We start from the raw sequence: 12,608 nt of genomic DNA, 5'->3' as shown, positions 1-12,608 counted from the left end.
GGCTGGATTGCCTCGGGCCGCTGACCTGGTGTCCACCCAGCGCCAGCGCCTCGATATGGCAACGGCAAGATTGAGCTCTGGCTTGCGTGCCGCTCAGCACACCAAGGCCATGGATCACCAGCGCGTTGCTGGGCGGCTGGGCATCGGTCTGCTGCGCCAGAGGCTCGATGCCGCCGCCAATCGGCTGCAAACCGCGAGCACGCGCGGGCGCCATGGCTTGCAGACAAGGGCAGGGCGTGCGCGGGTGGCGTTTTCGCCCATCGCCAGCCGTTTGCGCCCGGGTCTTTTGACGACACTGATCGCTCAGGGACGCCGCCATCTCGATGCAATCTCCAACCGCATGGATCCCGCCTTCATCCGCATCGCAGAGACCCGAAGGGCCAGGCTCGACGGGCTGTCTAAGTTGCTGTCGTCGGTCAGCTATCATCAGGTGCTGGCCCGGGGGTTCGCTCTCGTCACCGATGCCGGCGGCAATCTCGTGCGTGCGTCCGATGACGTCAAACCCGGTGATGCACTGACAATTGACGTGGCGCAGGGCTCGATTGCTGCAACCGTTTCCGGTGCGCCCCCGATTCCGCGCAGGAAGCCGCGCTCGGAAGGCGGCGGTGGCGAACAGGAAAGTCTGTTTTGACCGCCATCCCAAAGCCCGCTAAACAAGGCGCAGAGGAAAGCCGCTCATGAATATTCTCGATTCCGGTTTTGCGCCGTCCGAAGCCAAGATACGCTATCTCGATGCCGACTATGTCGTCGTCAAGCCGGGCACCTTCGTGCGCTGCGCGATCACCAACGCGCCCATCCCTATCGAGGATCTGGCCTATTGGAGTGTGGACAGGCAGGAGGCTTACGCCGACGCACAGGCGGCCTTTACGGCCTACCAACGGTCCATCGGCGAGAAATAGCGCGCTTTCAGCTGGGTTGGGCCGGATCCAGCAGCTTGTGCATGTGCACGATGAAATAGCGCATCTCGGCATTATCCACGGTCATCTGCGCCTTCTGTTTCCAGACCGCATAGGCCGAAGCATAATTGGGATAGACACCCACGATATCGACTTCATCGAGATTTTTGAACTCGACGCCCTCCAGAGCGGACATCTCTCCGCCGATGACGAGGTGGAGCAATTGTTTGGCCGGTGCTTCGCTCATGCCTTAAGCCTGTGGTTCTGGATTGTCGGAATCGGGTTGCGGGCAGCCATAAACGACGCGCAAGGCATCGCACAAGGGCGATAATAGTGAAATGTCGGCCGTCGCGGCAAGCGCCGCGTGGCGCGTATCGGCGCCGTTGTAGCGCGGGGTGCCCAGACAGACGTCCTCAAACCGCGCGCCTGCTTCCGAAAGGATGATGTCGGCGCCCGCGATATCCCAATCCTGGGCGCCGCGCCGTGCAACCGCCGCATCGAGTTTGCCGGCGGCCACTTGCACCAGCCGGTAGGCAAGAGAAGGATAGGCTGGGCCTTTTGTATAGCTCAGCCCGAGGGCGGCGAGTTCGTGATGCACGGCGGCCGGTGCCGGAATGAGGGGAGATTCCGAACGCGCGTGCTCGGCTTGCAGTGGCACGTCGTTGCACGTCGCCCCCAGGCCCAGCCCGCCCACATACATCTCATCGCGCGCCGGCGCATAGACGACACCGGCGACTGCGACTCCGTCTTCGACAACGGCCAGCGAAATCGTCCAGCTGTCTTCCCCGCGTATATATCCGCGCGTCCCGTCGATGGGATCGACGATGAAAATGCGCCGATGTTCGAGGCGAGCAGGGGAGTCTGCGGTTTCCTCGCTAAGCCACCCGTAATCGGGGCGCGCGGCCCGCAGGGCGCCGGACAGAAAATTGTCGACCGCGATATCGGCTTCCGAAACGGGAGATGTGATATTTTTTGTCCAGGTTCGCATGTCGGTTCTGAAAAAACCGAGCGCGATGATCCCCGCATGGACCGCTGCCGATTTAAGCAGCTTGATATCGTCTTTAATGCCCTGGGGGACAGTGGTGGGCATGCCCACTCCCAAACCGATCAATGTCACGCGCCCTCCGCTGGCGCGGGCGGCACTTTACGCCCTTGTTAGGCTGATAATCGGGTGCGCGCAAGCGGTGCGGTTAATCGCTTCTTACACAGGGTGAGATTCCGCTAACCCATTTTCACACAAGAGAAACTTAACCCCGTTTTTTAAGCCGATGATGAGAGCGCCGCGCTAGATTGGCTCCAACGAAAAGAGAGCACCAAAACAAAAAGCTCTCGGAAGTTGACAGGAAGGCTCACAATGGTTTTCGGCATGATCGTCGATGGGTTTCCATCGACTCTTTTGCAAGGCGCGGTCTATCCGCGGCATCGGGTTCATAACGCGGCCAATGATAATGGCCGGCGCGACGACATGATGACCGTGACCGTGCGGCGCAAACTCGACAAGAGTGGCGTCACGGTCAAGATCAAGGTTCCCGTTGCCGAATATGTCGGCGTTGCCGTCTCCACCCGGATCACCGACGAGGGCAATCTCTCGAGCGCAATTGAACTGATCCATTCAAATGACGACCTCAATTACCGGGTCTTTGAGGAAGAAGGCAATTCCAACGTCGTGGCCGAATGGCAGAACTGGGGCCGCAAACTGCGGCTGCCCCTCTACATCCGCTCTGGCGATGGTGCGCTTGTTGCCTACTCCCAGCAGATCGACGGCGTCATAGTTGGCAATTCAAACGGCCGACGCATGCTCTCGGCAGAAGCCGAACGTCGCACTCGTTTCGCCCGCCGTCGCAAGCCCGGTGAAAAGCAGGCCTGATCGTACTCCCTGCGACCTCTGAAAGCAGATACCGCCCCGCCACTGGCGGGGCGTTTGCATTTGGTGCCTAGAATAGCCCCTCAATAACGAATGCCGCTGTCAGAGCAGCGCCCAGCCAATGGTTGGATTTAAACAGCATCAGGCTGCGCGCGCCATTGGTGCGCTGGATGGTCGCCACCTGCCAGGCCAGCATAGCCACTGTCAAAAGGAAAAGGACGAAGAACACAAGTCCAGCGCCCACCATCAGTGCCGCAACGCTCCATAGGACCGCTGCCAATGCATAAAATGCCGCAACGAACGGCTTGACGTCAGAACCGACCAGCCGTGCAGTCGATTTCACCCCGATTAGCGCATCGTCTTCGACATCCTGCAGCGCATAGATGGTGTCGTATCCGATGGTCCAGGCGATGCATCCCAGATAGAGAACCAGCGCGGGCCAGGCCAGAGCCCCCGTTTCCGTGGCCCAGCCCAGAAGCGCGCCCCACGAAAAGGCCAGCCCGAGAAAAAGCTGTGGCCAGTACGTGACACGCTTCATGAACGGATAGATCGCCACCAGCACCAGCGAGGCGATACCGAGGAGAATGGCAAATCCATTGAACTGGACCAGCACCGCAAGCCCGACCAGCGATTGCGCCACCAGCCAGATTGCCGCCTGCTTCACGCTGACCTGCCCGGACGGAATGGGCCGTGACCGCGTTCGGGCCACCTTGTCGTCGATGTCCCGATCGACAATGTCGTTGAACGTGCAACCGGCACCGCGCATGGCAATGGCGCCGATGAAAAACAGGACCAGATGCCACCAGTTGAAAGCGCTGTCTGTGGCGACACTGACCAGTCCCAAGGCGTAGGCGCATGGCCAGAACAGAAGCTGGTAGCCTATCGGTCGGTCGAGCCGCGACATGCGCAGATAGGGCTTGGCGTAGGCTGGTGCATAACGGTCGACCCAATTGCCTTTCGGAGCATCGGCGACAGAGCCCGGAGTGTTCTCGTGCATGGATAGCCTTTTGTGCCGCATCATTGTCTGGCAAAAAGGCTCTAACCGCTCACAAGCTCAAGTCAACCGCCCCATGCCGCGTACCCATAAGACCCTGCCGCGCCTCTATGTCGAAACCCCGCTGTCGAACGGCGCCGAAATTGACCTCGACAAAGACCAGACCAACCATCTGGTGAACGTCTTGCGCAGGGCCCCGGGAGACAATTGCATTGTCTTCAATGGTCAGGACGGCGCCTTTCTTGCCGAGATCGTGCAAGTCGCCAAGAAACTGGTGTCGCTGCGTCTGATCGAGCGAAGCGCCCAACAAACTCCGGCCAACGATCTCTGGTTCGGTTTTGCACCGATCAAGCGTCTCGACTACGAGATCCAGAAGGCAACCGAGATGGGCGCCGGCAAGCTCCAGCCGGTCATCACCCGCTATGTGCAAAATGCCCGCCTGAACCCCGATAAGCTCAAAGCCCATGCCATTGAGGCGGCTCAGCAATGCGAGGTGCTCAGCGTACCCGAGATTTCGCCCGAGATCAGTTTCGACAAACTTCTGGCCAGTTGGCGCGATATCCATGCCGACCGCATTTTGATCTTTTGCGATGAGGCGGCCGCTTCGGCTTCCCCGGTCGAAACGCTCAACCGGCTAAAAGGGAGGCGATTAGGGCTATTGATCGGCCCGGAGGGCGGATTTTCCGAGGAGGAGCGCGAAACATTGCTTGAACGCGATTTTGTGGTGCCGATCAGCCTGGGACCGAGAATCCTGCGCGCCGACACGGCGGTGGTGGCCGCGCTGGCCCTGATTCAGGCCGTAGCCGGTGACTGGTAGATTTATCGTAAGATGACGATAAAGGGTATTGATCTGAAATCAGCGCCCGCTATTGTCGCCGCACTGGCATGGGACCATGCCCTTATTTCTTGAGGTATTCTATGGCCGACACGCCTTCGCCCACGATCGAATCCAAAAGCCAGTTGATCGAGGCGATTTCGCGCGGCAACAAGCCAAAGTCCGATTGGCGGATCGGAACCGAGCACGAGAAATTCACTTTCTATCGCGACGACCATCGGCCCGTCCCCTATGAGGGCGAGCGTGGCATCGGAGCGCTGCTCGACAAGGTGCAGGCTGAAACCGCATGGCTTCCCTATTATGATCGCGACAAGGTAATCGGCCTCAACAACCCCTTGGGTGGCGGCGCGATTTCGCTCGAACCTGGCGGGCAATTCGAGCTTTCCGGTGCGCCGTTGGAGACCATCCACCAGACTTGCACCGAGGCCAATGAGCACCTGAAACTCTTACGCAAATTCACCGATCCGATGGGCATCGACTTCCTCGGTCTTGGCGTAACGCCCACATGGACGCTCGATGAAATACCCGTCATGCCCAAGAGCCGGTATGGCATCATGAAACCCTATATGGAAAAGGTCGGCACGCTCGGCACCTCCATGATGTTCCGCTCGGCCACCGTGCAGGTCAACCTCGATTTCGCGTCCGAGGCGGACATGGTGAGGAAGATGCGGGTTAGCCTGGCGCTGCAGCCTTTGGCGACTGCGCTGTTTGCCAATTCGCCATTCCTTGAGGGCAAACCGAACGGCCTTCTCTCATTCCGCTCCCATATCTGGCTCAACACCGACAAGGATCGTACCGGCATGATGCCGTTTGCGTTCGAGGACGGCATGAGCTTTGAGCGCTATGTCGATTATGCGCTCGATGTGCCGATGTATTTCGTCATCCGTAAGGGCGAATACGTCAATTGCGCCGGCGAAAGTTTCCGCGCCTTCCTTGATGGCAAGCTCCCGCAATTGCCGGGTGAACTTCCAACCATCAAGGATTGGGAAGACCATCTGTCCACTCTTTTTCCCGAAGTGCGCATGAAACAGTTCCTCGAAATGCGCGGCGCCGATGGGGCGCCCTGGCAGGGCATATGTGCGCTTCCCGCCTTTTGGGTCGGGCTGCTCTACGATCAGACTGCACTCGATGCGGCCTGGGATCTGGTCAGGGACTGGACCGACGAGGAGCGCCAGAGGCTGCGCGACGAGGTCCCGCGTCTGGGGCTCAAGACGCCGTTCAGAAATGGTACCCTGTTCGATATCGCCAAGCAGGCGTTGGCGATTGCGCGATCCGGGCTCAAGGCCCGTAACAAACTCAATTGGGAAGGGGCCGACGAAACCGTGTTCCTCAAGCCCCTCGATTACACGATCGAGACCGGCAAGACGCCTGCAGAGCGCCTCTTGGACCTCTATCGCGGCGAGTGGAACGGCGATATCAGTCGTGCCTTTTCCGACTACGGCATGGCCCGCCACGCCGCCTGAACTACTTTGTCTGCGCTTTGAACACCCGTGCGCCAAACCAGGCGCCGATCAGAACGAAAATCAGCGCGATGGCAAAACCGAGCAACGTTTCCGGGGCAAGGATTTCGCCGCGATAGACGGCGCGCAGTCCATCGACGACATGTTTGATCGGGTTGAAATCGGACGCGATCTGCAACCAGCCCGGAGCCAGCGTCATGGGCAGCAAGATGCCCGAGAGCAGCAGGATGGGCAGCGCAAACATGTTGATGAGTGGGGCAAAGGCATTCTCGCTTTTGAGCGAGAGCGCCGCTCCATAAGAGATGGCTGAAAACGCGGCGCCCAGAAGTCCCACCAGCATAAGCCCCAGGATGATGACCTCAAGCGGCGCGCGCAAGCCCATCAGCGTCGCGGCAGCCACCAGAATGGCGCCCTGCACCATGACCATAAGCGTATCGTGCAGTACGCGCCCGCCGATCAATGACCACCGGCTTGCCGGAGTGACGAGCATCCGGTCGATGACCCCGGACCGCCATTCGGCAATGATTCCGAAGCCCACGAACGAAGCACCGAAAATGCCGAGTTGGACCAGCAATCCCGGTACGAAAACAGCCCAGGCGTCACCTGGCGGAAAGCCCGGCGTTGCCGCAACCTGCTCGAGCAAGGGCCCGAACAGGGTGAGATAGAGAATCGGCTGAAGAATGGAAATGGCCATCCATGTCGGGTTGGCCAGCGACAGGCGAAGCTGGCGTTGGAAGACGACAAGGGTCTCGTTTAAATAGCGCATTGCCGCGGTCTCCCTTATGCCGCTTCGCGCAGCGAGCGCCCGGTGAGGGTCAGAAATACATCGTCGAGGGTAGGGCGCTTGAGTTCCACGCCGATGATCTCGACGCCCTTGCGGTCGAGTTCACGCAAGAGGCGCGGTAATACCGAACCGCCCTCGGGCACATGCAGGCTGACCGTGCACCCTTCGATGGTCGGAGTGTCGGCCCCTTCAAGCTGTGCGGCCAGTTCGGCCGCGACGGCAACATGGGTCTCTTCGGCCACTGTTATGCTCACCATGTCGCCGGAAATCTTCTTCTTGAGCTCGGCCTGCGTGCCTTCGGCGACGATTTCGCCGTGATCCATGACGAGGATGCGGTCACAGAGCTGGTCGGCCTCGTCCATATAATGGGTGGTGATAAACACGGTGGTGCCCATCTCGTCGCGCAATTTGCTGATGTGGCCCCACAAATTGGCGCGACTCTGCGGGTCCAGTCCGGTAGAGGGTTCGTCTAGAAACACAAGCATCGGCTCGTTGATCAGGCCCATGACGATATCGAGTCGCCGCCGCTGCCCGCCTGAAAGCGCGTTGCATTTGCGATCCCAGATACCTTCGAGGTCGAGGGCCTTGAGCAGCGCCTTGCCCCGTTCGACCGCCGTTTTCCTGTCGATGCCGTAGAGCCGCGCATGGTCGACGATCTCGTTGCCCGCCAATGCGTCGCCCAGCGTGCTGCCTGACTGCGAAACATAACCGATACGCCGCCGCACGCCTTCGGAATCGGCGCGCAGATCGCAACCGGCAACGGTGCCCGATCCGTCCGTGGGTTCGAGTAGCGTGCACAACATCTTGAGCGTTGTTGTCTTGCCGGCGCCATTTGGTCCGAGAAAACCGACAATCTCGCCCCGCTTGACCGTAAGATCGACGCCGCGAACTGCGTTGATTTCCGATTTCCCTGTCTTGTAAACCCGCTTCAGCCCGTATGCTGAAATCATCGTCTCCGGAAACTCTGTCGTCATTTTCGGCTGGCCCATGGAGATAACTTGATATATAATTATCTTAGCGATCAAGATAATGGAGTGTCAAGCCGGATGTCGATTGGCGGGCGCCTCTCTCAGGCCGTGCGATTGGACCAGGTGGCCAATGCGCGCTTCGATGAAGTCATGAACCGGTTCCTCGGCATCAACCGGACCGACGGACGCTGCCTCGATTTGATCGACCAGAACCAGCGAATGACGGCCGGTCAACTGGCCGAGCAGGCGGGCCTGACCACGGGGGCCGTGACGGCCCTCATCGACCGTCTGGAAACGGCCGGATATATTGTGCGCAAGCGCGACGAAGCCGACCGGCGCAAGATCTGGGTCGAGCTGACGCCGTTCACCAGAACGATTGTCGCGCGGATATTCGGGCAGTTCGCAGAGATTGGCGCCCTGATGACCTCGGGATTTTCCGAGGCCGAGCTTGAGGCGGTTTTGCGCTACCTGACCATTAGCGCCGCAGTAAACAACGAGCGCGCCCGCCTGCTCGAACTCCACCTGCCGGCCGCCAATGCCGCTCCGGAGGATCGACTGGTGGAAGCCCGCGCCTTCGAGCGTGACACAAGGGCAATGACGGCCACTATTCGCGCTGCGCGGCACAAGGGAATCGATGTATCCCCGGACCTGTTCGAGGACTGATCGGCTACTCGGCGGCCGATGGTTCGGCTGTCGCTTCGTCGCGTGCGTAAAAAGAGCCGGGAAGGTTTCCCATGCTTTCCACGATATGGGTCGCCAGGGCGTCGTAAATTCCGCCATAGGCATGGGATGCACGCAACAGAGCGATTTGCGCCTCGTTGAGGCGCGGCAGGCCCTGTTCCTGTGAAATCACTCGCATCCCCGGCTGCAATGCACTTTCGGGCAGAAATCCGACAGCGAGATCCGAGAGGACCGCCGACGAAATCGCCGTGGCGTTAGAGGAGGTATAGGCAATGCGGAAATCGCGGTTGATGCGGTTGAGCGCCTCGACCGCATCGGCCCGCCATGTGCAGTAGGACGGACCGCACGCCAGAGGCAGGGGATCGGACGCCAGCGCGCGGCCGCCATGGCTTGCCACCCAGTACATCTTTTCAGTCCGGAACAATTCGCCGAATTCATGCATGGTCCCTTGCGTGAAAACGATGATGTCGTACCGGCCCGACCGCATACCGGCCAAAAGCTCCTCGGAGGGCTGGCAGCGCACGTCGACGGTAATGCGCGGATGGGTGCGCTGAAAGCTCGACAGGATCACCGGCAAGAGCTTGACCGCATAATCGTCAGGCACGCCAAAGCGGATATTACCCACCAGATCGTCCTTGGAGAACATGTCGACGATCTCGGCGTTGATCTTGAGCATGCGACGGGCGCGGGCATAAAGCGCCTCGCCCTCCGTGGTCAGCGAAACCTTGCGTCCGTCGCGCAGAAACAAGGGCTGTCCCAGCCGCTCTTCGAGCCGCTTGATCTGCATCGAAACCGCCGATTGCGTCTTGTATACCCGCCGCGCGGCCTCGGTGAAGCTGCCGCAATCGGCAATGGCGCAGAAGGTCTGCAACTGGTCCAGATCGAGGGGGCTGGCCATCGCCAAATCCATCACAAAAATTGATCGTGAGAATGAAATCTATTTGTTTGAATAATGGAGGGCAAGCCCCTATCTACCGGTCAGACACAAGCCTCCCATTAAACTCTATCAAAACGATAGAGTGGATGGGGTGATGGAGTAAGATCATGGCCCTGTTCAATTTTAAATCCCGCGCCGGTGCCGGTATGCGCCGTTCGACGCTGCGCTCGATGATGCAGATGGATGCATCGCTGCTCAGCGACATGGGTTTGACCCGTTACGATATCGCAGAAGCAATGCGCCATGGCGGTGCTGCCGCCGGCCAGCTTCTCGATGCGCGCCGCAACGCGCGCGCAGCCCAATGGCTTCAGTGACCCCTTGCTGAAGTCCTGATCGGGCTCTTGGCTTGGCGTATTTTGCCGGTACGTCTGGCCGTCCAAAGAGAGCCCGACCGAAACAGGGTCGATTTTGCCTATGACCTTGTTTCCTAGCCCCAGCCGGACCGCTTGCGGTCCGGCTTTTTTGTGTCCGGACGTCAGGGCAGGGCGGCAAAGCCCTCGTCGAATCCATTGAGCGAAACGGGAATGCCGATTCCTTCTTCGGGTGTGCGGAACACGATGAAAATGGCATTCTCGCCGTCTGAGAGCTGGCTCATCAACTCGTCATCCATGACCACTTCGGCAACGCAGCCATTGGGCAGGCAGCGAACGAACGCGACGCGGCCCAGATCCTCGCCGTCTATGTTGAGCCCGAGCCCGTTCGGCAAAAGTACGCCCAGCGGTGCCAGGACGCGTAACAGCCGTGCTTCCTGATCGGCCGTCTTGAGCACGATCACCGAAAGCGCGACATTGGGCTGATCTTCGGCTGTAACGTTCTGGATCAGCGCGCATTGTTCCTCGGTCGCCCCGGGCACCAGGTCGCAGGTCATCTGCCAATCTCCATGCTGGGAGCGGACAGCGCCCTGCGCGGCTGCCGGGCCGGCGAGGCAAAGGGAGGCCACAATGGCGGCAAGTGGTGCGAGATGGCGCATGAAAGCTATTGTCTCCTGGCAGTTCCCGGCAAGCGGGCGGTTGTTGTGATGTGTCGGGCAGCAGGGCGGTTCTTGTCAACACGAGCGGGCCAAACCGGGCACAAATCCCACAACTGGGGCACCCATAAGGCGCCATTGGCGCAATTTGACGCACGAAATGTGACCTCCAGTCCAATTGCCTTGGTCAAAAACATGTGGTTTAGCTGCCACGAGAAAAATCGGGCACCCCAGTATGAGTCGGGAGCGTGCGGCGTTTGCCACGCGGAGCGGACATGCTAGGGAGCGCAATAACAAAAATTACGTTCAGGAGAAGTCCAGGTGACAGGATTTTCTTTCCGTCTGGTCAGAGCCTCACTCGCCGCGCTGTTTTTTGCGCTGATCCCGGCAATAGCCTCGGCTCAGCAGGTCGGTCATGCCGTTCCAGGTCAGATCGGCTTTCAGCCCGCGGTTACCCCGATCATGGATTCGATTATCGCGTTCCATGACAACCTCTTGATGTGGATCATCACCGCGATCGTGCTGCTCGTTCTGGTGCTGCTGATCGTTGTGATCGTGCGCTTCAACCAGCGCACCAATCCAACCCCATCGAAGGTGACGCACAATACGCTCATCGAGATCGTCTGGACCGTGGTTCCGGTTCTGGTTCTCTTTGTGATCGCCATTCCCTCATTTGGCGTTCTGGCCGATCAGCAGACCATTCCGGATGGCGAGCGTACCTATCTCGGGTCGCAGATTTTCGGCGGCGACGTCGAAGTCCCCGAGCCGTCCCTCACCATCAAGGCGACCGGCTACCAGTGGTACTGGGGATATGAGTATATGGACGAGGGCGTCGACTTCGTTTCGATCATGCTCGATGAAGAGCAGCGCGAAGCCAACAAGCCCGACCAGCCACGCCTTCTGGCCGTCGACAACGAACTGGTTGTTCCCGTCAACACCACGGTCCGCGTGCTCGTCACCGCCGCTGACGTGCTGCACGCCTTTGCCGTCCCGTCCTTCGGCATCAAGGTCGACGCGGTCACCAGCCGCAACAACGAAACCTGGTTCTATGCCCGTGAAACCGGTATTTACTATGGCCAGTGCTCTGAACTTTGCGGCAAGGATCACTCGTTCATGCCCATCGCGGTACGCGTCGTCGAGCAGGACCAGTTCGATACATGGTTGGCGGCTGCGGAAGAAGGCAGCCTGGCCGACGCCAACACTGCGCTGATGGCGTCGATCCAGTAAGCGGCAAGAGAATTAGAAGGTAAGAACATGGCACACGCTGAAGCAGCTCATTCCGATGCCGCACACGGAGCTCCCGCCGGTTGGAAGCGGTGGGTCTATTCGACCAACCATAAAGACATCGGCGTCCTCTACCTGATCTTCGCGATCGTCGCCGGCATCATCGGCGGCGGGCTTTCGGGCTTCATGCGCTGGGAGTTGGCCGAGCCGGGCATCCAGATTTTCCCCGGCCTGGCCCAGATGGTCTATGGCGTTGGCGGCGACGCCTCGATCGATGCCGGCAAGCACATGTTCAACGTGTTCACGACCGCGCACGGTCTTACCATGGTGTTCTTCATGGTGATGCCGGCCATGATCGGTGGTTTTGCCAACTATTTCGTGCCGCTCATGATTGGCGCGCCGGACATGGCGTTTCCGCGCATGAACAACATTTCGTTCTGGCTCCTGCCACCCGCCTTCCTGCTGCTCCTGATGAGCCTGTTCATGGAAGGCCCTCCGGGCGCCATGGGTGTCGGCGGTGGCTGGACGATCTATCCGCCCTTTTCGACCTCGGGTCAGCCCGGCCCGGCCATGGACTACGCGATTCTCTCGCTCCATCTGGCCGGCGCGTCCTCGATCCTTGGTGCCATCAACTTCATCACCACGATCCTGAACATGCGTGCTCCGGGCATGACTATGTTCAAGATGCCGCTTTTTGCCTGGTCGGTGCTGGTCACCGCGTTCCTGCTGCTGTTGGCCCTTCCGGTTCTTGCCGGCGCCATCACCATGCTGTTGACGGACCGCAATTTCGGCACGGCATTCTTCGATCCGGCGGGCGGTGGCGATCCGATCCTGTTCCAGCACCTGTTCTGGTTCTTCGGTCACCCTGAAGTGTATATCATGATCCTGCCGGGCTTCGGCATCATCAGCCACATCATCTCGACCTTCTCGCGCAAGCCCATCTTCGGATATCTGGGCATGGTGATGGCCATGGTCGCGATCGGTGCGGTCGGCTTTAT

16 protein-coding genes are annotated in these 12,608 nt (G+C 59.7%); 9 read left to right on the top strand and 7 right to left on the bottom strand.

The genetic code is table 11. The annotated features are described in order from the left end of the window. Positions 1-631: exodeoxyribonuclease VII large subunit (locus tag AACZ55_RS12630; protein WP_339646595.1), on the top strand; the 631-nt coding region annotated here is incomplete at its 5' end. 46 nt (positions 632-677) lie between these two features. Then, the gene (locus AACZ55_RS12625; protein ID WP_014129671.1) at positions 678-899 is read left to right on the top strand and encodes a DUF2093 domain-containing protein; all 222 of its coding nucleotides are present in this window, start codon (positions 678-680) and stop codon (positions 897-899) included. A 7-nt stretch (positions 900-906) separates the two neighbouring features. Here the strand turns inward: AACZ55_RS12625 and AACZ55_RS12620 are convergent, their stop codons facing one another. Both AACZ55_RS12620 and AACZ55_RS12615 read right to left on the bottom strand, forming a co-directional pair. Then, the gene (locus tag AACZ55_RS12620) at positions 907-1,143 is read right to left on the bottom strand and encodes a DUF4170 domain-containing protein (protein ID WP_338607589.1); all 237 of its coding nucleotides are present in this window, start codon (positions 1,141-1,143) and stop codon (positions 907-909) included. A 3-nt stretch (positions 1,144-1,146) separates the two neighbouring features. Continuing rightward, a complete protein-coding gene (locus tag AACZ55_RS12615) occupies positions 1,147-1,986 on the bottom strand; it encodes a 3'(2'),5'-bisphosphate nucleotidase CysQ (protein WP_339646590.1) in 840 nt (279 codons plus the stop codon). 264 nt (positions 1,987-2,250) lie between these two features. Here AACZ55_RS12615 and AACZ55_RS12610 point away from each other — a divergent pair, with 264 nt between their 5' ends. Further along, positions 2,251-2,763 (top strand): DUF6101 family protein, encoded by a 513-nt coding sequence (locus AACZ55_RS12610; protein WP_339646587.1) that lies wholly within the window; start codon positions 2,251-2,253, stop codon positions 2,761-2,763. A gap of 67 nt (positions 2,764-2,830) precedes the next feature. Here AACZ55_RS12610 and ubiA read toward each other — a convergent pair whose 3' ends face one another. Beyond that, the gene (ubiA, locus tag AACZ55_RS12605; protein ID WP_339646583.1) at positions 2,831-3,757 is read right to left on the bottom strand and encodes a 4-hydroxybenzoate octaprenyltransferase; all 927 of its coding nucleotides are present in this window, start codon (positions 3,755-3,757) and stop codon (positions 2,831-2,833) included. A gap of 73 nt (positions 3,758-3,830) precedes the next feature. On the opposite strand from ubiA, the gene AACZ55_RS12600 reads away from it, so the two are divergent. Next, a complete protein-coding gene (locus AACZ55_RS12600; RefSeq protein ID WP_339646580.1) occupies positions 3,831-4,571 on the top strand; it encodes a 16S rRNA (uracil(1498)-N(3))-methyltransferase in 741 nt (246 codons plus the stop codon). A gap of 101 nt (positions 4,572-4,672) precedes the next feature. Next, the gene (locus tag AACZ55_RS12595; protein ID WP_338607584.1) at positions 4,673-6,052 is read left to right on the top strand and encodes a glutamate--cysteine ligase; all 1,380 of its coding nucleotides are present in this window, start codon (positions 4,673-4,675) and stop codon (positions 6,050-6,052) included. Position 6,053: 1 nt separating this feature from the next. On the opposite strand, the gene AACZ55_RS12590 is transcribed toward AACZ55_RS12595, so the two are convergent. Both AACZ55_RS12590 and AACZ55_RS12585 read right to left on the bottom strand, forming a co-directional pair. After that, positions 6,054-6,815 carry an ABC transporter permease gene (locus AACZ55_RS12590; RefSeq protein WP_339646578.1) on the bottom strand — a complete coding sequence of 254 codons (762 nt, stop codon included), beginning with the start codon at positions 6,813-6,815 and terminating at the stop codon, positions 6,054-6,056. 14 nt (positions 6,816-6,829) lie between these two features. Further along, the gene (locus AACZ55_RS12585) at positions 6,830-7,807 is read right to left on the bottom strand and encodes an ATP-binding cassette domain-containing protein (protein ID WP_339646576.1); all 978 of its coding nucleotides are present in this window, start codon (positions 7,805-7,807) and stop codon (positions 6,830-6,832) included. Between the two features lie 72 nt (positions 7,808-7,879). Here AACZ55_RS12585 and AACZ55_RS12580 point away from each other — a divergent pair, with 72 nt between their 5' ends. Continuing rightward, entirely contained in the window at positions 7,880-8,464 is a 585-nt protein-coding gene (locus tag AACZ55_RS12580; RefSeq protein ID WP_339646573.1) for a MarR family transcriptional regulator, read from the top strand. A 4-nt stretch (positions 8,465-8,468) separates the two neighbouring features. On the opposite strand, the gene AACZ55_RS12575 is transcribed toward AACZ55_RS12580, so the two are convergent. Further along, positions 8,469-9,380: a LysR family transcriptional regulator gene (locus AACZ55_RS12575; protein WP_339646570.1), complete on the bottom strand. Its 912-nt coding sequence runs from the start codon at positions 9,378-9,380 to the stop codon at positions 8,469-8,471. A 146-nt stretch (positions 9,381-9,526) separates the two neighbouring features. On the opposite strand from AACZ55_RS12575, the gene AACZ55_RS12570 reads away from it, so the two are divergent. Beyond that, on the top strand, positions 9,527-9,733 hold the full coding sequence (locus tag AACZ55_RS12570) for a DUF1127 domain-containing protein (protein ID WP_339646567.1): 207 nt from the start codon (positions 9,527-9,529) through the stop codon (positions 9,731-9,733). A 161-nt stretch (positions 9,734-9,894) separates the two neighbouring features. On the opposite strand, the gene AACZ55_RS12565 is transcribed toward AACZ55_RS12570, so the two are convergent. Continuing rightward, a complete protein-coding gene (locus AACZ55_RS12565; RefSeq protein ID WP_338607578.1) occupies positions 9,895-10,389 on the bottom strand; it encodes an invasion associated locus B family protein in 495 nt (164 codons plus the stop codon). A 318-nt stretch (positions 10,390-10,707) separates the two neighbouring features. Here AACZ55_RS12565 and coxB point away from each other — a divergent pair, with 318 nt between their 5' ends. Continuing rightward, on the top strand, positions 10,708-11,613 hold the full coding sequence (gene coxB, locus AACZ55_RS12560; protein ID WP_339646564.1) for a cytochrome c oxidase subunit II: 906 nt from the start codon (positions 10,708-10,710) through the stop codon (positions 11,611-11,613). Between the two features lie 27 nt (positions 11,614-11,640). Then, positions 11,641-12,608 (top strand): cbb3-type cytochrome c oxidase subunit I (locus AACZ55_RS12555; RefSeq protein ID WP_339646561.1); only part of this gene is annotated, 968 nt, incomplete at its 3' end.

Origin of the sequence: uncultured Pelagibacterium sp. (assembly GCF_963972885.1) — a bacterium.
GTDB lineage: Bacteria > Pseudomonadota > Alphaproteobacteria > Rhizobiales > Devosiaceae > Pelagibacterium > Pelagibacterium nitratireducens.
This window is presented reverse-complemented; position numbering and strand designations above follow the sequence as displayed.

Coding starts and splice junctions, on each gene's coding strand:
- AACZ55_RS12610 (WP_339646587.1), top strand. CDS start 2,251: ATGGTTTTCGGCATGATCGTCGATGGGTTTCCATCGACTCTTTTGCAA.
- AACZ55_RS12590 (WP_339646578.1), bottom strand. CDS start 6,815: ATGCGCTATTTAAACGAGACCCTTGTCGTCTTCCAACGCCAGCTTCGC.
- ubiA (WP_339646583.1), bottom strand. CDS start 3,757: ATGCACGAGAACACTCCGGGCTCTGTCGCCGATGCTCCGAAAGGCAAT.
- AACZ55_RS12625 (WP_014129671.1), top strand. CDS start 678: ATGAATATTCTCGATTCCGGTTTTGCGCCGTCCGAAGCCAAGATACGC.
- AACZ55_RS12585 (WP_339646576.1), bottom strand. CDS start 7,807: ATGACGACAGAGTTTCCGGAGACGATGATTTCAGCATACGGGCTGAAG.
- AACZ55_RS12600 (WP_339646580.1), top strand. CDS start 3,831: ATGCCGCGTACCCATAAGACCCTGCCGCGCCTCTATGTCGAAACCCCG.
- AACZ55_RS12620 (WP_338607589.1), bottom strand. CDS start 1,143: ATGAGCGAAGCACCGGCCAAACAATTGCTCCACCTCGTCATCGGCGGA.
- AACZ55_RS12615 (WP_339646590.1), bottom strand. CDS start 1,986: ATGCCCACCACTGTCCCCCAGGGCATTAAAGACGATATCAAGCTGCTT.
- AACZ55_RS12565 (WP_338607578.1), bottom strand. CDS start 10,389: ATGCGCCATCTCGCACCACTTGCCGCCATTGTGGCCTCCCTTTGCCTC.
- AACZ55_RS12595 (WP_338607584.1), top strand. CDS start 4,673: ATGGCCGACACGCCTTCGCCCACGATCGAATCCAAAAGCCAGTTGATC.
- AACZ55_RS12580 (WP_339646573.1), top strand. CDS start 7,880: ATGTCGATTGGCGGGCGCCTCTCTCAGGCCGTGCGATTGGACCAGGTG.
- AACZ55_RS12570 (WP_339646567.1), top strand. CDS start 9,527: ATGGCCCTGTTCAATTTTAAATCCCGCGCCGGTGCCGGTATGCGCCGT.
- AACZ55_RS12575 (WP_339646570.1), bottom strand. CDS start 9,380: ATGGCCAGCCCCCTCGATCTGGACCAGTTGCAGACCTTCTGCGCCATT.